We start from the raw sequence: 20,217 nt of genomic DNA on the forward strand, positions 1-20,217 counted from the left end.
ACGAACTACAAAAAACCGGGCCGTCTAATCTAATAGATGGTCCGGTTTTTTGCTACCTGAACATGCCCCACAGCTTTAACAAATGAAACGTATTGTTCGGGTCGATTTTTTGATCGATCACAAATTGGACGATGCCTTGAGATTGCTGAGGCGTTAGTGACAAATTCATGATTTTGCTGATGCGCGCAAGAAGCGTCTTTACCGCGGCGGGATTTTGCAGCTGCTGCTTGCTGACGTTCTCGACGAGATCGGTCACCTTCTGTTTGATCACCGGATCCTTCATTTTCTTCTTCACCGTCTGGACCAATTCCTTGCTGATCCCATATTTTTCATAAGCTGCCGGCATACGAAAAACACCTCCATCTCAAGCTCATTCATTAGCTTATGATGGAGGTGCCCAAAATGTGACTGTATCATACCATTTACAAAAACAACATACCCTGTGCTAATCCAGCACCTCTCCCTGGAAAACCTGCTCACGCTGCAGGAATTCACGCAGGTGCGTATACTTTAAATCGGTCCAAAACGCCGACTGAGATACGAGCGCTGCCGCATCGTCTCTAGCCATTTCCAAAATTTCAAAGTCATGCGTCAAATCTGCCACCTTGAACTCAGGAAGACCGCTCTGCTTCGTGCCGAAGAAATCGCCCGGACCTCTCAATTCCAAATCCTTACGCGCAATTTCAAAGCCGTCTTCGGTCTCGGTCATCGCCTGCATCCGCTCCACACCGTTCTCTGACTTCGGATTAGCGATCAAGATACAGTACGATTGATGCTCGCCCCGTCCAACCCTTCCCCGCAGCTGATGCAGCTGGGATAAGCCGAATCGATCCGCATCATAGATAATCATGACCGTCGCATTCGGGACATCGACACCTACTTCGATAACTGTTGTTGACACAAGCATATGAATTTCTCGATCATTGAACTGCTTCATCGTCTGCTCTTTATCCTCTGTGTTCATGCGCCCATGAAGAAGTCCAATTCGAAACTGATCGAAATGGGCCTGCAGCAAATCATGCAGTTCAATCGCATTTTGTACGTCCAGCTTTTCAGACTCTTCAATAAGCGGGCAAATCACATACGCCTGCCGTCCCTTGGACAGCTGCTTCTCAACGAACTGCAGTACACGGTCGAACTCGTCCGGTTTCTTCCAGTACGTTTTGATCGGCTTGCGCCCCTTCGGCCGCTCCCGAATTGTGGATACATCTAAATCGCCGAAAGCTGTAATCGCCAGTGTTCGCGGTATCGGTGTAGCTGTCATCGTTAGGACATCCGGGTTCAAACCCTTTTTACGCAATATCGCCCGTTGATTCACGCCGAAACGATGCTGTTCGTCCGTTACAACGAGTCCGAGGCTGCGAAACTGCACATCCTCCTGAATCAGTGCATGAGTCCCGACTACAACATCAATCAGGCCCATCTGCAGGCCTCCAAGAACATCTCTTCTCTGTCTGGCTGTCAAGCCGCCAGATAACAATCCTACCTGCATACCGAACGGTTCTAACCAATTCGATAATGTCCTGGCATGCTGCTCTGCCAATATTTCTGTAGGCGCCATGAACGCTCCCTGATGACCTGCTTTCACTGCCGCATATAGTGCGATCGCAGCGACCGCTGTTTTACCTGAGCCAACATCCCCCTGCACTAAACGATTCATGCAGCTGGGAGCTCTCATATCCTTTATGATCTCATTGACAACCTTTTTCTGATCATCCGTTAGCGTAAAAGGAAACGAATCTGCGAACCTTCGGATCTCCCCGCTGTCAATGGCATGTGCAATGCCGTCCGCCCTGCGCTTATTCATTTGCCGGTATGCCTGCAGCTTCATTTGGAATAGAAACAATTCCTCGTAAGCAATCCGTTTACGGGCGGCCTGTCCTTCTCCTGCTTCACCGGGTTGATGAATTCTAGCGACCGCTTCACTCCGCTCTAACAAGCCGCGATCCCGGATAATCGATTCCGGCAAAATTTCCGGGATCAAGCTTCGGTAAGACTTCAGCGCTTTGTCGATGAGCTGCCTGAAACCCTTCTGCGTAAAGGAGCCGCTTAACGAATAAACAGGCTGCAGCGCGCCGGTTTGACTAGAGCTCCTGCCGGGGAACTCAGATTCAGATACCGTGAGCTGCAGCCTGTGCCCATCCCATTTTCCCGTAAGCACCATTTCCAGGCCGGGCTTCAGCTTGTCCTTTAGAAAGAGACGATTGAACCAAACTGCTTTGATCACCGTCTCGTTCACCATCATTCGACAGGACAGCCGAGATTTCTTTCTTCCGTACATTTGTACGACGGGTTCTGTAATCACTTGCCCCGTTATGGTTATTTTCTCGCCATCCTTCACTTCGGATAGATCGCGAATACGATAGTCCTCGTATCGATACGGGTAATAATCTAACAATCCGCCAATCGATTCAATGCCTAAAGCGTTCAGCTCTTCAGCTTTTTGCGGTCCGATTCCGCTTAATTGAGTAAGAGGGATGTTATAAATATTCCGCATACGTCGCAGGACAAATAAAAACGCCTAGCGTTCCGGTACCGACATGTGTTCCGATGACCGGACCGATCGTCGTATATTGGACGGACCGCACAGCAAAATGCTGCTCCAAGAGCGCTTTGAACGCATCGGCATAGTTTTCTGCTTTCGCATGAGCTTCGATCACAATAATCTCCTGATCGCCAAACTGCTGCTTCAGCATATCGACAATTCGGGCGAAAGCTTTCTTCTGACCTCTGACTTTATCGACAGACGCCACTTCGCCTTCTTCATCAATCGATAAAATCGGCTTAATATTCAGCAAAGAGCCCAGCATGGCCGCTGCCTTGCCAATTCGGCCGCCTTTTTGCAAATATTCCAGTGTATCAACTAAGAAATAGAGGGCCATGTTCCCTTTAATTTCTCGGATGACCTCCAGCACTTCATCTTTTGTCTTTCCACTTTGGGCCGCCTTAGCTGCCGCAACGACCAGCAGACCGAATCCATAAGAAGCCGATTTCGAATCCCAAACCGTAATCTGCTCATCGATTTCGAGCATGTTGCGAGCGAGTACAGCAGATTGATAAGTTCCGCTCAGCGCTGACGAAAGATGAATGGATATGATCTGTGCATCCGGGTCCTCTTTAATCAGCCGCTTATACACATCCATAAAATCGACAGGCGAAGGCTGTGAAGTTGTCGGCAATTGATCTGCCTGCTCCAGCTTCGTATAAAACTGCTCCGCCTCAATCGTTACCGAATCCAAAAACGTTTCTTCTCCAAAGTGCACCTTTAACGGAACCATCTCGATTCCCAGCTGCTCCCTTATCTCCTTAGGAATATCCGCAGTACTGTCCGTTACGATACGAACTGCTGCCATGTTCGCACCCCCTCATTCAAAATCCGTTCATTCTACAGCAAACAAATACGGGTACAGAGGCTGACCTCCGTCAAGTATATCCAACTCTACGTCCGGGTACCGTTCTTCTATAAATTGAACCATTTGATCGGTTTCAGATTGCTGCGCATCTTCACCTCGAAGAATCGTGATCACTTCGTCTCCCGATACGATCATGGCCTCGAATAAAGCTGTCGCCGCTTCAAGGATATCACTGCTTGCCGCAGTAATTTTACTGTCCAAAATCGCCAGGTAATCTCCTTCTTGGATTTCTACATCGTCGATGGTTGTCTGTCTGATCGATTTCGTAATCTGACCGGAGCGAACCTGTGACAACGCACGATTCATAATGTCCTGATTCGTTTCGAAATTCTCACCTTCCTGGAATGCCAATGCGGCCGCCATTCCCTGGGGAATCGTCTTGGCTGGAATCACCGCAACCTCGGCTTCCACCAACTCCTTGGCTTGCTCAGCCGCCAAAATAATATTTGAATTGTTCGGCAGTACGAATACCTTCTCCGCATTCACTTTCTCAATGGCCTGCACGATATCCTCCGTGCTCGGATTCATGGTTTGTCCGCCAGACAACACATAATCGACTCCGATACTGCTGAAAATCTCAGAAATTCCTTCACCGACGGCTACCGCCACGATGCCGAATTTCCTTTTCCCTTCAGTTACACCATCTACAGCGCCGGAAACAGGAACAATGCTTTGTTCTTCACTTCCCGGAACCGCGGGATCAACAATTTTACGGTGCTGTTCCCGCATATTTTCTATATGAAACCGGCTCAATTCACCGTATTGCATGGCCAGATTAAATACATCGCCCGGCTTTCTCGAATGCACATGCACCTTTACAAACTGATCGTCCTCAATGACAAGAATGGAATCGCCATCCTTGGCCAGCTCTTGACGAAATTGTTCAATATCAAAGACTGATCCAGGAACCTTACGCTCCGCAATATCAATAAAAAATTCCATATCATACAGAAACTCAATGTCCTCTGTCGCCAGTCTGGACTGTGCTTTCTCCTGCAATTCCTGCGCAGCAGCAGAAACGACCGGAAGCTCTGCAGGCATCGGTATCGGGGTATAATCGATCGCGCCCGGGACTTCCTCTTGCTTCAGTGCTGCTAAAAATCCTTCATACACAAATACAAGCCCCTGACCGCCAGAGTCCACGACACCGACTTGCTTGAGTACCGGAAGCTGCTCAGGCGTTCTTGCTAAAGCCTCCTTGGCCTTATTCAAGACCTCTTCCATCAGCTGGGTGATGTCCTGAACTCTTCTGGAGATCTGAACACCATGCTTGGCAGATTCCCGGGCGACCGTTAGGATCGTTCCCTCCACCGGTTTGACAACCGCCTGGTAGGCGGTATCCACTCCCTTTTGAAGTGCAGCGGCAAACTGAGCCGCGTTCATCTCCTCCAGATCCGCAGCGCCCTTGGCTACGCCCCTGAAAATTTGCGACAAGATGACACCGGAGTTTCCCCTGGCCCCCATCAGCAACCCTTTTGACAAAGCTTCCGCATTTTGTCCCAAATGATGGGTTGCTTTCTTGCGGAGCATTTCCACCCCCGAAATGAGTGTCATATTCATATTGGTGCCTGTGTCCCCGTCGGGTACAGGAAATACGTTCAATCCATTGACCGTATTCACCTGTGCTTTCAGCACATCGGCCGCTGAATAAACCATGTTAGCAAAATCCAAACCGTTAATAAAGCGCTTACCCAAGAATATTCTCCTTCCTAACGAGATACACGAACCCCTTGGACGATAATATTGACGGTATCCACATTCAGTCCTACAACTTGTTCGAGCTCGTATTTCACCTTAGACTGAATATTATGGGCCACCTCGGATATTTTGGTACCGTACATTACAATCACATACAGATCAATATGTAAACCGCTGTTGTCTTTGCGAACTTCAACTCCGCGGCTTAAATTTTCCCTGCCCAGCAGTTCTGCGATGCCGTCTTTAAATTGTTTTCTAGATGCCATGCCCACGAGACCATAGCAGTCCATTGCCGCCGAGCCGGCTAGTACGGATACGACTTCATCAGATACGTGAACTTTCCCGCCTTCGTTTACGAGTTCGATCGGCATCCTCACCATCTCCTTTAGAGATTCAATCAAATCATATTCCATGCCCGCGTGCTTACGCATGATTTATGCTGCCTGTTCTGTTTCTATGAAAGTATTGGACCTGACAGACTATTCTCCGCTTCAAATGGAATACATTGAACTTACCTCATTTTACTATATTCAATTTAATAAGAAAAGCGGATTTCACCAAACCGTGAAATTGTTGTCGAAAGTCGTCTCCTTTCATCCTAACTTGAGTAAATTGGCTTTAAATGCACAATAAGCCTCGTTGACTAATAAAAAACGCATGTGATATTATATTGTAAGTGTTTGTGTTCTTGAATGGAAACATGCATAGTTGTTTTTCTGATAGGAGGTGGATTCGGTGTCTCGCAAATGTTTTGTAACAGGTAAAAGTCCGAAAAGAGGAAACAATGTTTCCCATGCCAATAACAAGTCTAGACGGACTTGGGGTGTCAACGTTCAAAAAGTCCGTATTTTGGTAGATGGAAAACCTAAGCGTGTGTATGTCAGCACACGTGCTCTGAAATCCGGAAAAGTACAACGCGTATAATCGCACATAGACAAAAAGCACCTTCTCTGGTGCTTTTTTCTTTTGCCTTTCACGCTTTCCGCCTCAATTCGGAAACCTTCACATCAATTGTTTTTGTTGAAGGTATTCAATACCGCCTTAACAATTCCTCCCAAAAATTTAGGAAGCTTGATGGTATAAAATTTCATTCTAACCCCTCCTAAACATAAGGTGCATGAAGTACGTCTTTCTCATCACAATATATTCGGGCATGATCGGAAAAGTGCCCTGATTCGTGAAGGTATCGATGAACACTTTTTCCAGCTTGATCAACAAAAGAAAAATGGTTACAAGAAGTGATCTCTTGTAACCATCTATATGCCGGACGTCCGGCAGTCATTCCAGTTTTAATATGCGGCTGCTCCTTGTTCTTCAGGTACAACCCCTTCTGGAAGCGGCCAGTCATAAGCGAAAGCGAACACGGTATAAAGCATAATCCATATGAAGAACAATACGATAGAGCTCGCTAAGTATGAGCCGCGCATCTTCCAGCTGTCATACGTAGAGAAAAACTTCAATCCGGTTAAAAATGCGCCCAATGAAAAAGCGTACTTTAATATCGTCGGTATAAACGCGAATAAACACAATAATAATGACGAAGCCAGGCTGAACAGGAAAACGATAAAGAAATTACGCATGACTGACCTCGATTCCCGAACGAATCGCTTGAATCGCTGCAGTTCGATCGCTGTGATTAAAAATTGCGCTTCCAGCCACCAATGCATTTGCACCCGCGTTCACGACGAGACCCGCCGTCTCCTCCTGGATGCCTCCATCAACTTCGATCCATTTGTCGGGTGTATGACGTTCTCTCATCCAAGTTCGAATCTGCTCAATTTTCTTCAGCGTCTGCGGGATGAATCGCTGTCCGCCAAAGCCGGGATTGACGGTCATCACGAGAACGAGATCAACATCATCCAATATAGCCTCTACTGCGGAAGCCGGAGTGGCTGGATTTATCGCAACGCCGGCTTGAATGCCCAGTTCCTTAATCTGGTGCACAGCCCGGTGAAGATGGACCGTCGCTTCTGCATGCACGGTGATCATATCCGCCCCTGCCTTCGCGAAAGCTTCGATATATCTTTCCGGCTCAGTAATCATTAAATGTACGTCCAGTGGCAGCTTTGTGTGGGGACGAATCGCTTCAACGACCAAAGGGCCGATCGTAATATTCGGAACAAAACGTCCGTCCATCACATCCACATGAATCCAATCCGCACCGCCTTTATCCACATCGGCAATTTCCGGGCCAAGTTTTGCAAAGTCTGCGGAAAGTATGGAAGGAGCAATAACAATGCCCATAGTCAATACCTCCTTTTCTTATCTTTCATTTCTTGCAAAAATATCAGGTAATGCTTATATCTGCTGGACGCGATCCGCCCTTGCTCTACCGCCTCGATGACGCTGCATCCGGGCTCATTGTGATGCAAGCAGCCTCGAAAACGGCAGCTTTCAGCAAAAGGAACAAATTCAACAAAGCAGTTGCCTAACTGCACGGGTTCCAGATCCATAAAATCAAGCTGGCTGAACCCCGGTGTATCGGCAATCCAAGCATCGTCTGTCAAGCGGATCAGCTCGACGTGTCTCGTCGTATGCTTGCCTCGTCCCAGCTTCTGACTAATCGCGTTGGTTTCCAGACGTAAGCCGGGTACAAGTGCGTTCAACATCGATGATTTCCCGACGCCGGATTGTCCGGCGAAAACGCCTATTTTCCCCTTTAAAGCTTCTTTCACCGGCTCAAAGCCCATCCCGTGAATAGCACTCGTGATAAATACGGGGTATCCGATTCCGCTGTATAGCCGCTCTGCGGCATCAACCTCGTGCTTCCCCTTCTCGTCACGAATCAAATCACGCTTGGTAAAGCAAATAAAAGGCTGGAGACCCGCACTTTCCACATGAACCAGAAACTTGTCCAGCAGCTGCAGATTCAGATCCGGCTCCGCCACAGAGAAGACGAGTACCGCCGTCTCCGCGTTGGCCATCGGAGGCCGAATCAATTCGGTCCTCCGCGGAAGTATTTCCGTCACCGTTCCTTCCGCCTCTCCTGACAGCTCATATTTCACACGGTCTCCAACGAGCGGGCTGAGTCCTCTTTTCTTGAATACGCCTCGCGCTCTGCAGGTAATAACTCGATGTTCCTGAGCTTCTTCAGGAAGCACATAATAATATCCGCTTAATGCCTTAATAATGAGCCCTTCTGGCATTAATCCTGTCCTCCGTCACTTGGGTCTCCATTCAGACCGTCTAAGATTTGATCTACTGTATTCTCATTGCTTTGAAACTCTTCTGTCTCATGGTTATTTCCATTTCCGTTACCATTGCCGTTACCATTGCCTTCGCCATCATCGTTTCTCCTGCGCGTGCCGGATGTGTTGCCTTCTTCTGCATCCTTGTAGGTAACCGTCCAGCTGTCGTATAGCGCATCATTGCGATACACCGTAATCGTTGCATTCTTCTCTGGCGTTACCAGCACCTTAATTCGGAACAACGTCTCCGTCGTAATGTCCTGATTCGCCCATTCCTTATCGTTTCCTCGCGCATCGCTGATCACGATTCGCACATTGGATGATTCACCGACAACCTCAGGCGATACCTCAATTAATTGCTCCGGCTCCAATGTCCCTTCGGGATAACCAGAGCTGACGAAGAGCTTAATCTTCGTACCAGGCTCTACTGGTTCGCCTTCCTTGAATGGATGTTGATCAATAACCTCATTTTTCGGTACATTGAAATCTGGAACATATTCGATATCATCCTCATCGTAATCCAAACCATTCTTCAGCAATATGCTTTGTGCCTCAGCTAAAGGTTCACCGATGACATTCGGCATAGGGATCGTCTGCTCTCCTTGGCTGATAGTGATCACGATCTCGGCTTTGTTCGGATTGAACTCTTCGCCTTCCTCCGGCGTTTGTCCAATGATCGTTCCCGGTTCCTCATCGCTGTAATCTTGCTTGACCTCGATTTGATCATCCGTTCGAACGAGACTTCGCACCTCTTCTTCTACATCTTCCCATTTCTCGCCGATATAATCCTCCATCATCAGCAATTCTTCACCTTTGCTTACGGTCAGGCCAATAGATGAGCCCTCTTTCACCGTAATATCCTGCTCGCTCTGCTCCATGACGACACCAGCCTCAAATTCCTCGCTGAAGACCTCTTCAATCGGATCGGCTTTTAAATTGTACTTTTCCAATTCTTCTTCCGCCTGCTCCAGCGTCATGCCGGTTACGGTCGGCACCTTCACTTCAGGAACCGTGAGCATATTCCTGACGGACATGACGCCGTACCACATCAGCAGCAGGACGAGCACGGTGACTCCGATAATGACTGTCGGCTTAACCCATGGCTTTCTGCTTTTTTTAGCTGCAGCGGGGCCTCCCGGATTTTCCGTAACTCTATCTGCGGGAATGCTGGGGGCGGCTGGGTCCGTAACAGCTGAATCCGCCTTCTGACCTGTAGACGGATGCCTAATCGCGGGCATGACGATCGTCTTCTCGTCATCCTCATCTTCATCAAAAAACGCCTTGGGTTCATTGCGTCTGTGATCCAGAAGACATGTCTCCAGGTCATGGAGCATTTGTTCAGCTGTCTGGTAACGTTCTTCAGGGTCTTTTCGCAGCGCCTTCAAAATAATATTCTCTACGCTTTGAGGTATTGACGGATTGATCGAGCGCGGATCCTCTACATTTTCTTGCAGATGCTTCAGCGCTACACTGATCGGGCTTTCGCCGAGGAAAGGCAGGCGATTCGTTAACATTTGATATAAAACAATGCCTAATGAATACAAATCTGATTTTTCGCCCTGCGCAACTCCTTTGGCCTGCTCTGGAGAAAAATAATGAACGGAACCGAGCACGGAGCCGGTTTGTGTCAAGTCCGAATTGGAAGCCGCACGGGCAATCCCGAAATCCGTCACCTTTACTCTTCCATTTTTACCAATTAATATGTTATGGGGCTTAATATCCCGATGTATAATTTGATTATGATGGGCATGCTCTAACGCATCGCAAATTTGCGCCGCGATATGCACCGCTTCTTCCACGGGAATCGGCGCCTGTTCCTTGATCTTTTCATTCAGCGTGCTGCCTTCTACATATTCCATAATAATATAATGGACGTCTTCCTGCTGTCCGACGTCGTAGATACTCACGACATTCGGATGAGACAGCGAAGCGGCTGCTTGCGCTTCTCTGCGAAAACGACGAATAAAATCTTCATCATGCACAAATTGCTGGCGCAGCACCTTTACGGCAACATGACGATGAAGCAGCACATCAAGGGCTTTGTATACGATAGCCATGCCTCCACCGCCAATACGCTCCAATATCTCATATCGGCCGCTTAACCTAGTGCCTATCAATATTAACCCTCCTTCACTTCACCGTTTAGTAGATTTTCCAACAATACGACGGTAATGTTGTCGTCACCGCCTGCATCCATCGCTTGCTTCACCAGCAAATCCGCTTTTTCCTCAAGTGGTGATTCCGATTTCACGATAGACAGCATTTGCTCTTCGTTCACCAAATTGCTCAAGCCGTCACTGCAAATCAATAAGTAGTCTCCTTCGTTCCAAGTACCCCAATACGTATCGATCGTGACTGTGGAATCCGTCCCCAGTGCGCGGGTCAGCACATTTTTGCGGGGATGGTTCACTGCTTCTTCCATCGTAATCTGTCCGCGCTTCAACAACTCATTAACTAACGAATGATCTTCAGTAATCTGCTCCAATGCATCATCTGTCAATTTATAAGCCCGGCTGTCCCCCACATGTCCGATCATCCAAGAGACATGATCCGCTAGAACAGCAACCATTGTTGTGCCCATACCCAGCAGCTCCGAGTTGTTCTGCGACTGCTGGAAAACTGTGCGATTCGCTTCTTCCATCGCGCGAATTAATGTCTGCTCCATCCGATCCATTGGCATATCCGGTCGGATTTGACTGGCGGACAACTGCTTCTCCAAGGTACGAATGGCTTCTTCGCTGGCGACCTCACCGGCTTGATGTCCGCCCATGCCGTCCGCAACAACCGCCAAGGTCAGACCGTTCATATCGAGAACGACCAATGAACGGTCTTCATTGACACTGCGAATTTTCCCCACATCAGACTTGCTTACCGCTCTCATCCCACTCTTCACCTCGCGTTGGACTCCATATGCTTGGCCCGCAGCTGACCGCAGGCTGCTGCGATATCGTGGCCTTGTTCCCTCCGGATTGTGGTGTTAACATTATGCCGCTGCAAAATGCGTTGAAATTCAAAAATATCTTCTCTCGGCGTACGGACGTAATTTCTTTCCGGCACATAATTGACTGGGATCAAATTGACATGGCAGAGCATTCCCTCAAGCACCTGGGCCAGCTCCTCGGCATGCTCTGGCTGATCGTTCACTCCGCCAATCAGCGCATATTCAAAAGTAATTCTTCGTCCGGTCTTCTCGATATAATGCTTGCAGGCCGCGATGACATCGGCAAACGGAAATCTGCGATTGACCGGCATCAGTTTGGATCTAAGTTTATCGTTCGGGGCATGGATGGAGATAGCCAAATTAATTTGCGTGTTTTCATCCGTGAATTTGTACATGCTCGGAACAATTCCGCTTGTCGAGACAGTGATATGTCTTTGACCAATGTGAAGTCCTTTTTCATGAATCATAATGCGCAGAAAATCCATCGTCGCATCATAATTTTCAAAAGGCTCACCCGATCCCATAATCACGATGCTGCTGACACGCTCACCCGACGGATCCAGCATTTTTTGTGCCTGAACAACCTGGGCCACAATTTCCCCTGCATTTAGATTTCGCTTCAACCCACCTAGTGTGGAAGCACAAAACGTACACCCGATGCGGCATCCGACCTGCGTAGTCACGCAAACGCTGTTGCCATAGTTATGTTTCATCAGAACGGTCTCAATCGCATGACCGTCATGCAAGCCAAATAGAAATTTAACGGTACCGTCCTTCGATTCCAACTTCGTAATCTCATCCAGCGTTACGAATTCGAAATGCTTGCTTAATTTTTCACGAAGCGTCTTGGGCAAATTCGTCATTTCATCGAAATTGTTAATTCGCTTTACGTACAGCCAGTCAAATATTTGCGCCGCGCGAAAAGTCGGCTCCTGCTGTTCAAGAAGCCAATCCTGCAATCGCTCAAGGGTCATATTATAAATAAAGTTTTTCGGTTCGGCTATCGTTTTCATTTACGTCATCACAACCTGTCTATTTTACAATTTCATGGTCAGCTTTAGGATCGAATGCACATAGGAACAATCATAGTCCTCTCGCCTCGCCCGAAAGTAATGTCCCATCAACATTATTGTTGCTAATCCTACCCATTTTAACACGTTCTGCAAAGCCGTGCTATAAAGAAGCCGTCCGAGTGATATTGATGCGGCAGAATTTGAACATATCCTTGATTCAATTCTTCAGCACTCATGTTTTCCGTAACTAGCGGCGGCAGCAGCTTGCTCATGCTTTGATCCAGCTTAAATTCGGGATGCTTCTCCAGAAATGCTTGTACGACGCCTACATTCTCAGCATATTCCACCGTACACGTGCTGTAGACCAAAAATCCGCCAATTTTCAGCAAAGGTGCTGCTTCTTCCAGCAATTTCACCTGCAAAGGAGGAAGTCCCTTCAATTCCTCTCGGTTCTTCATCCATTTCAAGTCCGGCTTACGGCGAATGACTCCCAGGCCGGAGCACGGCGCATCCAGCAGAATGCGGTCAAAGCTTTGAGCAGGAAACTGGCTGCCCAGCTTCGATGCGTCGGAAACATTCGTTTTCACACAGGTTAAACCCAACCTCTGCATTTGATCCCGAATGAGCTTTTCCTTATGCGGATGAATATCATTGGCGATCACTTGGCCCTTATTTTGCATCCATTCCGCCATATGGGCGGATTTCCCTCCCGGTGCAGAACAGCAGTCCAACACCATCATACCTGGCTGTGGGTCTACCATTTGAGCAACGAGCATGGAGCTCTCGTCCTGTACCGAATACTTTCCCTCCAGGAACAATGGATGCAGCGCTAAGTTTCCGGACTTCTCTGCAACAATCCCCCATTCACTCAATAAAGAAGGGCGAACTTGGCGTCCGTCCTCCTGCAGCTTCTTAACGACTTCCTCTCTTGTGGCTCGCAAACGATTGACCCGAAGGCTTAGAGAAGGAGGGACATTGTTCGCCTCAGCCATTCTTGCTGCAGTTTCGGCGCCATACTGCTGAATCCAATCCTCGATCATCCAAAGTGGATGGGAATGTGCCAGTGAAATGCGTTCCGCCTCCGGCAGGGAACTGTCCAAGTCAAAAGCATCTTTCGTTCGCAGCAAATTACGAAGTACCCCATTGACCATCCCAGAAATACCTTGGTGTCCTCTCTTCTTGGCCGTCTGCACGGATTCATTCACGACCGCATGATCAGGTACCCGGTCTAAATATCGGATTTGATAGACGCTCATTCGAAGCAGTGCGCGTACCCATGGTGCCAACTTAGACAATCCCTTGGTAACAAAACGGCTGAGTACGTAATCGATCGTGTTCAGTCTTTGCACCGTACCGTAAACCAGCTCCGTAATAAAAGCGGAATCCTGCGGACTCCACTTCTGTTTCTGCAATGTTTGATTCAATAACAGATTGCTGTATGCCTTCTGTTCTTCAATCGACGTCAAAATGTCCAATGCCGCTTCCCTTGGAGTTAGCGGTTTAAAGCTGCGCTGTTTTGGGTGGCCCGATTTTTGGGTACTCATAATTCATGCCCTCCAAGCAAAGTACCCGTCTGAATTCCTTTGCCCGTCAAAAACGATTCGACATTCATTCGTTTTTTACCGGCTGGCTGAATTTCCTTCAGCCGCAAAGCACCGTCGCCGGTTCGTACCGTAAGAATACCCTCTGCAGCCTGAAGTACGGTTCCCGGAGCACTCTTCGTGTCATCACCAGCTGCGGTAGTTTTCTCAGGATCATCGGCGCTCCAAATTTTAAATACCTCACCGTTCCATGTTGTGAAAGCACCCGGCCACGGAGAAAGCGCCCGAACATGATTGTATATTTCGTTCGATGTACGGGTCCAATCAATCCGCTCATCCTCACGCTTGATCGTCTTCGCGTATGTAGCCTCCTCGTCGTTTTGCGGCTCAGCTTGAAGCGATCCGCTCAGCAAACCAGGCAGCGTATCCATCAGCAGTTTCGCGCCTGCATGGCTTAAAACGTCAAACATCGTTCCCGCATCATCTTCTCGGCCGATCGGTATTTCCACCTTACTGATCATATCCCCTGTATCCAAACCTTCTTCCATATACATGATTGTCACACCCGTCACCGAATCTCCGTTCATAATCGCATACTGAATCGGCGCGGCCCCTCTATACTTCGGCAGCAAAGAAGCATGCACATTGATAGCACCGAGGCGAGGAAGATCCAGCAGTGCTTTCGGCAAAATTTGTCCGTATGCGGCAGTCACAATCAAATCCGGTTCCAGCGCTGCAATTTCGTCCAATGCATGCTTCACCTTTTCCGGCTGAAGCACGGGCAGCCCATGCTTTAGCGCTACTTCCTTTACCGGCGGAGGTGTTAGCACCTTTTTTCGTCCCTTAGGCCGATCCGGCTGCGTCACGACCGCTTTAATAGAGTACCCCTCATGGAGTAGGGCCTCTAAGCAGGGAACTGCAAAATCCGGAGTACCCATAAACAAAATGTTTGCCGCCATCTGCTTAGTCATCTGAAGCGTCCCTTTCATAGATCGATAGGGCGATATCCGTGAACAAAACCCCATTCAAATGGTCAATTTCATGCTGGAAAATGCGGGCCAAAAAGTCGTCCGCCTCTACGACCATATCATTGCCGTTCCGATCTTGACCTTTGACCTTGATATGAAAATGGCGCTTTACATCGCCGTTCACTCCAGGAATACTCAAGCAGCCTTCCGGGCCAAGCTGCTCACCGGAGCTTTCGATGATTTCAGGGTTGACCATTTCAATGAGCCCCGTGCTGTCGTCATGCGGATCCAGTACGATCACTCTCTTTAAAATTCCGATTTGCGGTGCGGCCAAACCGACACCGGCAGCGTCGTACATCGTCTCTGCCATGTCATCCAGCAATTTATGCAAGTTGGCATTGAATTTCGTGACCGGCTTGCTCTTCTCTCTTAAAATAGGATCTGGTTCTTTAACGATGATGCGTATAGACATCTTGAAATCTCCTTTCGAGAACGATTGCCCAACGATGTTGCGGGTAATCATTATTTTACATTAGTATATACGGATCGACATCCGTGGCAACTTGAACTTGGAAGCTTTTCGCAGCCTCCTCACAGCGTTCCAGTGCTTCTTTGAGTGCAGAAGAAACATCACCTGTACCCCGATATTTTACCATGCACTGAAACCGATATCTATCTTTTAGCTTCGGAATGGGGGAAGCGACGGGGCCCAGCACTTCATAACGAAGAGCGCCGCGTTCCTTTTGTGAAGCTGCCGTCATATCCAGCGTCTCCTTGAGGACCGACGCCAAATGCTCCGAGAAGCGGAGCGCGGTCTGTACCTTTTCATGACTTATAGTGAATAAGACCAGCCTGCAGTACGGCGGATAATCCCGCAAATGCCGAAGCTGCAGCTCCTTGCGGGCGAAGCTGTCGTAATCGTGATGCTTCGCCAATTCTATACTGTAGTGTTCCGGCGCGTAAGTCTGAATAATGACTTCACCCGGCAGCTCGTGCCGGCCTGCTCGGCCTGCGACTTGTGTGAGCAGCTGAAACGTTCGCTCTGCGGAACGGAAATCCGGCAAATGAAGTACCGTATCTGCTGCAATGACACCGACCAAGGTCACATCCGGAAAATCCAAGCCCTTGGCAATCATCTGCGTTCCAAGCAGGACATCAGCCTGTTTCTGCCCGAATTTACGCAGCCATTTCTCATGCGATCCTTTCTCTGTCGTCGTATCCACATCCATACGAATGACACGAATACCGGGGAACAGCTTCACCAGCTCTTCCTCAACCCGCTGCGTCCCGGTGCCGAAATAACGAATGTGCGGACTGTCGCAGCTTGGGCACTTTTCCAGCTCCCGTTCAGTATAACCGCAATAATGGCATCGTATATGCTTCGTATGCCGATGATACGTCAGTGAAATGTCGCAATGTGGACAATTCGCAACATACCCGCAGGAGCGGCACATGACGAAAGTGGAGAATCCTCTCCGATTCAACATCAGAACGATCTGCTCCCTGCGCTCTATTCGTTCCTCAATCGCCTTGTGCAAGCTTCGGCTAAACATAGACCGATTCCCGCTTTGCAGCTCGCCCCGCATATCCACCACCTGCACTTTAGGCAGCGGCCTATTTCCAACTCGATGCGGCAGCTCCAACCTTAATACATGCTGGCCATCCTCCGGATGGTCGGTGGACCATTTTTGCAAGGGGACCGAAGCTCGAAAGCTTTCCAGCGATGGAGTAGCCGATCCTAATATGACAATAGCGCGCTGCAGTCGCGCCCGTTCTAATGCAGCGTCTCTTGCATGATATTTCGGTGTTTCCTCCTGTTTATAAGAACTCTCATGCTCTTCATCCATAATAATGAGAGACAGCTTCTCCAGAGGAGCGAAAATCGCACTGCGTGCGCCGACGACAACCTGCGCCTGACGTCTTCGGATTTTGCGCCATTCATCGTACCGCTCGCCACCGGACAATCGGCTGTGCAGAACAGCCACTCGATCACCGAATCTGCCTTTAAAGCGTTCCACCATTTGAGGTGTCAATGATATTTCCGGCACAAGTACGATGGCCTCTTCACCTCTTTGGAGGCATTCGGCAATGATCTGTAAATATACTTCCGTTTTACCGCTGCCCGTCACCCCATGCAGCAGAATCGGAGTGCCGCTGTGACGCTCTCTCTCCTGCAGCGCCTTTTTCATCTGTGTAAATACGCTTTCCTGTTCCTCCGTTAATCTTAGCGGCTTTGAAGGCTCAAAGTGCCGATCTGCGTAAGGATCCCGCAGTACCTCGATGTCTTTGACGACAACCGCACCCTTTTCCGCCAAAGATTGAACAACAGCTGTGCTGACTCGCAGCTGTGCCGACAGTTCAGACAATGAGATCGGAGCAGGATTGGCCATAAAATACTCGAGCAATTCCCGCTGCCTGGCTGCTTGCTTGGAGGTATGCAGCAATGTTTCCCTTAACAGCTCAACATCTTCGGCAGGAAAAACCATCCGCTGCGTTTTTGCCTTCATGCGATTCTTAATCATTCGCTCCTCCAGCAGCACGTCCGTTTCAATTAATCGGCGAATTGCTCCAGCGGAGCCCGCAAATTGTTCCAGCAAAGCTTCTAATGTGATTTCCTTTTTAGCCTGCACCCAAGCTGCAATCTCTTGTTCAGATTGTGTCAATTCCGAGATGGAAACATCGGGCCGAACACTCAGCCTTCTTTCATACTTCGCTTTCAAAGCGCTCGGAATCATCGCTAATATACAAGAAATGCGAGAACATAAATATTTATGGCTCATCCATTCCGACAGCTCGACCAAATCCGGTGTAAGCACGGGATACGGATCGAGCACCTCCGAAATGTCTTTTATTTTGTTTGCAGGAACCTCCGTCTGCGATTTGATGCCGATCACAAAGGCTTGCAGCACTCTTCCCGCAAAAGGAACACCGACACGGCTGCCAATTTCTACCATAGGGACCAATGCAGCCGGTACGCGATAATCGAACGGGCGGTCTGTTTGCTTGGCAGGAACGTCGACGATGACTTCAACGAACATGTGCCCCGCCTCCTTGATCTCCTTTCCGGATCATGGCCAGCTTCAGCAATTGTCGGGCCACCTCCAATTTGGACATCATCGGAAGGGACAAAACGCATCCTTCTTCACCATATATGCTCACAATATTCGTATCAGAGTTGAAGCCCGCACCTTCTTGGCTGACATCGTTGGCCACAACCAAATCACAGTTTTTTCTTCGCAGCTTATCCATTGCGTAATGTTCTAATGCTTCCGTCTCAGCAGCGAAGCCGACGACGAATTGGTGCTGCTTCTGCTTTCCGATCGTTTCCAGTATATCGGTCGTCCGTTCCAATTCAATGACCCATCGTTCGGAACCTTTTTTTCTTTTTTTCATTTCACGTACGACCGGCCGGTAATCTGCAACCGCCGCGGCCTTAAATACATAGTCCGTTTGATCGAAGTGCTGCATGACCTGTCCGTACATTTCCTGTGCCGATTCGACACGCACAAGATGAACGCCTGCAGGGACGGGCAGAGAGGATGCTGCGGCAATTAACGTTACCTCTGCTCCCATTTGCACCGCAGCTTCGGCGAGAGCGAACCCCATCTTTCCGGAGGAATCATTGCCCAAATAACGAACAGGATCAAGCCGCTCACGCGTCCCGCCCGCTGTTATGAGCACCTTACGGCCGCGCAGCAGCAGGTGCTGGCTGAAATAAGACTCAATCGCCTGCAGTAATTGCTCTGGCTCCGGCAGCCGTCCTTTCCCCGTATAGCCGCAGGCAAGCTGTCCTTCAGCCGGGTCAATCACCTGTACTCCGCGCTCAGAGAGCAGCCGCAAATTGTGCTGAACAGCCGGGTGGGCAAGCATATGTACATTCATCGCCGGAGACAGCAAGATCGGCGCTGTCGTAGCAAGAAGCGTTGTACTGAGCATATCGTCCGCCAAACCGTGAGCCATCTTGGCGATGATATTCGCGGTAGCCGGTGCAACGATGACCAAATCAGCATGATCCGCAACATCGATATGCGCAATCACTTTCGGATCCCGTTCCTCGAACGTGTCTGTATACACGTTGCCGCGGGCTATCGTTTGAAACGTAAGTGGAGTTACAAACTTCGTCGCCGACTCTGTTAAAATCACCTTCACATCGGCTCCCGCTTTATACAGCAAGCTGCATAGGGTTATTGCTTTATAGCTGGCAATGCCGCCGCTGACCCCTACTATGATTCTTTTTCCTTTCAGCATTCGTTTCACCACTCCCATGCCATCACTATCGTCGTTCCACTGGCCGACTGTCCAGGTCGACCGAAACAAGCTCAGAAAGAAAAATAACAACCATAAAGGTTGTTACATTCATTGCATTACTTTTCTTCTACCGTCACCATATGATGATAAATTTCTTCCAACGCTCTGCCCACAAATTTGTGAGATCTAGGAGTTTGCAATTGACTCGCTGCCCCGTCTCTCAGCAGTCTCGCTCTTCTGGATGCGGCAACGACTAAAGAATATTTGCTTCCCACTTGGGTTTCCAATTCATCGATTGAAGGATAAAGCATAAATCAATTCACCTCAAGTATTCTTTTTTTAATTGCAGGCATAACACGTTCCCTTTTACAATGCTCTGCCGTTAAAATCGACTCGATGCGAGAACATGCCAAATCGATTTCATCATTCACGACCACATAATCGTACTTCATCATCATGCCTAATTCTTCCTTGGCTACGGACATTCGATTGCGGATCGTTTCCTCGGTTTCCGTACCGCGGTTTTGGATGCGGGTTTGAAGCTCGTTTAAAGAGGGAGGAATGAGAAAAATAAATACGCCCTCCGGAAACTTATCTCGGACCTTTAGAGCACCCTGTACTTCAATTTCCAATATAATATCTTTCCCGCTGTCCAGCGTATCTCGCACAAATCCGGCTGGAGTGCCATAGTAGTTTCCTACATACTCTGCCCATTCCAACAGTTCGTCCTGCTCAATCATCGATTGGAACTGTTCTTTCGTTTTAAAAAAATAATTGACGCCGTCCTTTTCTCCGGGTCTAGGAGCTCGGGTCGTCGCGGAAATGGAATAGGTCAGATCCTTGATGCGTTGTCTTAATGCAGAGCAAACTGTTCCTTTTCCGACACCGGACGGGCCGGATAATACGATGAGAATGCCTTTTTCCATTATTTCCCCACTTCTCTATTCATCTTGGTCGTCATCTTTCGCAGTTAACCGGTGCGCAACCGTTTCGGGCTGGACGGCTGAAAGAATCACATGGTCACTATCCGTAATGATCACCGCACGAGTACGGCGTCCATATGTAGCGTCAATAAGCATATGCCGGTCTCGCGCTTCTTGAATAATCCTTTTGATCGGTGCGGATTCCGGGCTTACAATGGAAATAATCCGATTCGCGGAAACGATATTTCCAAAACCAATGTTGATGAGCTTGATTGCCATTACTG

The 20,217-nt window shown here is 48.7% G+C and carries 21 protein-coding genes; 1 reads left to right on the top strand and 20 read right to left on the bottom strand.

Annotated features, from left to right (window positions below; genetic code table 11):
* Positions 1-52 precede the first annotated feature (52 nt).
* From ACFPXP_RS07680 to ACFPXP_RS07700, 5 genes are all read right to left on the bottom strand, one after another.
* The gene (locus ACFPXP_RS07680) at positions 53-346 is read right to left on the bottom strand and encodes a stage VI sporulation protein F (RefSeq protein ID WP_379893640.1); all 294 of its coding nucleotides are present in this window, start codon (positions 344-346) and stop codon (positions 53-55) included.
* 99 nt (positions 347-445) lie between these two features.
* Positions 446-2,497, bottom strand: coding sequence for an ATP-dependent DNA helicase RecG (recG, locus tag ACFPXP_RS07685; protein WP_379893641.1), 2,052 nt, complete (start codon positions 2,495-2,497; stop codon positions 446-448).
* The gene (locus ACFPXP_RS07690) at positions 2,481-3,353 is read right to left on the bottom strand and encodes a DegV family protein (protein WP_379893642.1); all 873 of its coding nucleotides are present in this window, start codon (positions 3,351-3,353) and stop codon (positions 2,481-2,483) included. Before ACFPXP_RS07690 ends, recG begins: the two co-directional genes overlap by 17 nt.
* Before the next feature lie 27 nt (positions 3,354-3,380).
* Entirely contained in the window at positions 3,381-5,108 is a 1,728-nt protein-coding gene (locus tag ACFPXP_RS07695) for a DAK2 domain-containing protein (protein WP_379893643.1), read from the bottom strand.
* A 14-nt stretch (positions 5,109-5,122) separates the two neighbouring features.
* A complete protein-coding gene (locus ACFPXP_RS07700) occupies positions 5,123-5,482 on the bottom strand; it encodes an Asp23/Gls24 family envelope stress response protein (protein ID WP_379893696.1) in 360 nt (119 codons plus the stop codon).
* Positions 5,483-5,846: 364 nt separating this feature from the next.
* On the opposite strand from ACFPXP_RS07700, the gene rpmB reads away from it, so the two are divergent.
* Positions 5,847-6,035, top strand: coding sequence for a 50S ribosomal protein L28 (gene rpmB / locus ACFPXP_RS07705; protein WP_379893644.1), 189 nt, complete (start codon positions 5,847-5,849; stop codon positions 6,033-6,035).
* 83 nt (positions 6,036-6,118) lie between these two features.
* Here rpmB and spoVM read toward each other — a convergent pair whose 3' ends face one another.
* The 15 genes from spoVM to remA all read right to left on the bottom strand — a co-directional run bounded on the left by spoVM (position 6,119) and on the right by remA (position 20,212).
* Positions 6,119-6,202, bottom strand: coding sequence for a stage V sporulation protein SpoVM (gene spoVM, locus ACFPXP_RS07710; RefSeq protein ID WP_379893697.1), 84 nt, complete (start codon positions 6,200-6,202; stop codon positions 6,119-6,121).
* 198 nt (positions 6,203-6,400) lie between these two features.
* Complete coding sequence (locus ACFPXP_RS07715) at positions 6,401-6,691, bottom strand: hypothetical protein (RefSeq protein WP_379893645.1); 291 nt, start codon at positions 6,689-6,691, stop codon at positions 6,401-6,403.
* On the bottom strand, positions 6,684-7,355 hold the full coding sequence (gene rpe / locus ACFPXP_RS07720) for a ribulose-phosphate 3-epimerase (RefSeq protein ID WP_379893647.1): 672 nt from the start codon (positions 7,353-7,355) through the stop codon (positions 6,684-6,686). The genes ACFPXP_RS07715 and rpe overlap by 8 nt, the downstream gene beginning before the upstream one ends.
* 2 nt (positions 7,356-7,357) lie before the next feature.
* Positions 7,358-8,257, bottom strand: coding sequence for a ribosome small subunit-dependent GTPase A (rsgA, locus tag ACFPXP_RS07725; protein ID WP_379893648.1), 900 nt, complete (start codon positions 8,255-8,257; stop codon positions 7,358-7,360).
* Positions 8,257-10,416, bottom strand: a complete 2,160-nt coding sequence (gene pknB, locus ACFPXP_RS07730) for a Stk1 family PASTA domain-containing Ser/Thr kinase (RefSeq protein ID WP_379893649.1) — start codon at positions 10,414-10,416, stop codon at positions 8,257-8,259. The genes rsgA and pknB overlap by 1 nt, the downstream gene beginning before the upstream one ends.
* A gap of 2 nt (positions 10,417-10,418) precedes the next feature.
* Positions 10,419-11,180, bottom strand: a complete 762-nt coding sequence (locus ACFPXP_RS07735; RefSeq protein WP_379893650.1) for a Stp1/IreP family PP2C-type Ser/Thr phosphatase — start codon at positions 11,178-11,180, stop codon at positions 10,419-10,421.
* An 8-nt stretch (positions 11,181-11,188) separates the two neighbouring features.
* Positions 11,189-12,253: a 23S rRNA (adenine(2503)-C(2))-methyltransferase RlmN gene (rlmN, locus tag ACFPXP_RS07740; protein WP_379893651.1), complete on the bottom strand. Its 1,065-nt coding sequence runs from the start codon at positions 12,251-12,253 to the stop codon at positions 11,189-11,191.
* Positions 12,254-12,390: 137 nt separating this feature from the next.
* On the bottom strand, positions 12,391-13,797 hold the full coding sequence (rsmB, locus tag ACFPXP_RS07745) for a 16S rRNA (cytosine(967)-C(5))-methyltransferase RsmB (RefSeq protein WP_379893652.1): 1,407 nt from the start codon (positions 13,795-13,797) through the stop codon (positions 12,391-12,393).
* Positions 13,794-14,765: a methionyl-tRNA formyltransferase gene (gene fmt, locus ACFPXP_RS07750; protein ID WP_379893653.1), complete on the bottom strand. Its 972-nt coding sequence runs from the start codon at positions 14,763-14,765 to the stop codon at positions 13,794-13,796. Before fmt ends, rsmB begins: the two co-directional genes overlap by 4 nt.
* Positions 14,758-15,234 (bottom strand): peptide deformylase, encoded by a 477-nt coding sequence (def, locus tag ACFPXP_RS07755; RefSeq protein WP_379893655.1) that lies wholly within the window; start codon positions 15,232-15,234, stop codon positions 14,758-14,760. Before def ends, fmt begins: the two co-directional genes overlap by 8 nt.
* A 55-nt stretch (positions 15,235-15,289) precedes the next feature.
* Positions 15,290-17,800, bottom strand: coding sequence for a primosomal protein N' (gene priA, locus ACFPXP_RS07760; protein ID WP_379893656.1), 2,511 nt, complete (start codon positions 17,798-17,800; stop codon positions 15,290-15,292).
* Positions 17,790-19,010 (bottom strand): bifunctional phosphopantothenoylcysteine decarboxylase/phosphopantothenate--cysteine ligase CoaBC, encoded by a 1,221-nt coding sequence (coaBC, locus tag ACFPXP_RS07765; protein WP_379893657.1) that lies wholly within the window; start codon positions 19,008-19,010, stop codon positions 17,790-17,792. Before coaBC ends, priA begins: the two co-directional genes overlap by 11 nt.
* Positions 19,011-19,126: 116 nt before the next feature.
* Entirely contained in the window at positions 19,127-19,321 is a 195-nt protein-coding gene (gene rpoZ / locus ACFPXP_RS07770) for a DNA-directed RNA polymerase subunit omega (protein ID WP_379893658.1), read from the bottom strand.
* 3 nt (positions 19,322-19,324) lie between these two features.
* The gene (gene gmk, locus ACFPXP_RS07775; protein WP_379893659.1) at positions 19,325-19,936 is read right to left on the bottom strand and encodes a guanylate kinase; all 612 of its coding nucleotides are present in this window, start codon (positions 19,934-19,936) and stop codon (positions 19,325-19,327) included.
* A 15-nt stretch (positions 19,937-19,951) separates the two neighbouring features.
* Positions 19,952-20,212 carry an extracellular matrix/biofilm regulator RemA gene (gene remA, locus ACFPXP_RS07780; RefSeq protein ID WP_379893660.1) on the bottom strand — a complete coding sequence of 87 codons (261 nt, stop codon included), beginning with the start codon at positions 20,210-20,212 and terminating at the stop codon, positions 19,952-19,954.
* Positions 20,213-20,217 lie beyond the last annotated feature (5 nt).

The sequence above is a fragment of the Marinicrinis lubricantis genome, from assembly GCF_042658665.1.
Classification (GTDB): Bacteria; Bacillota; Bacilli; order Paenibacillales; family KCTC-33676; genus Marinicrinis; species Marinicrinis lubricantis.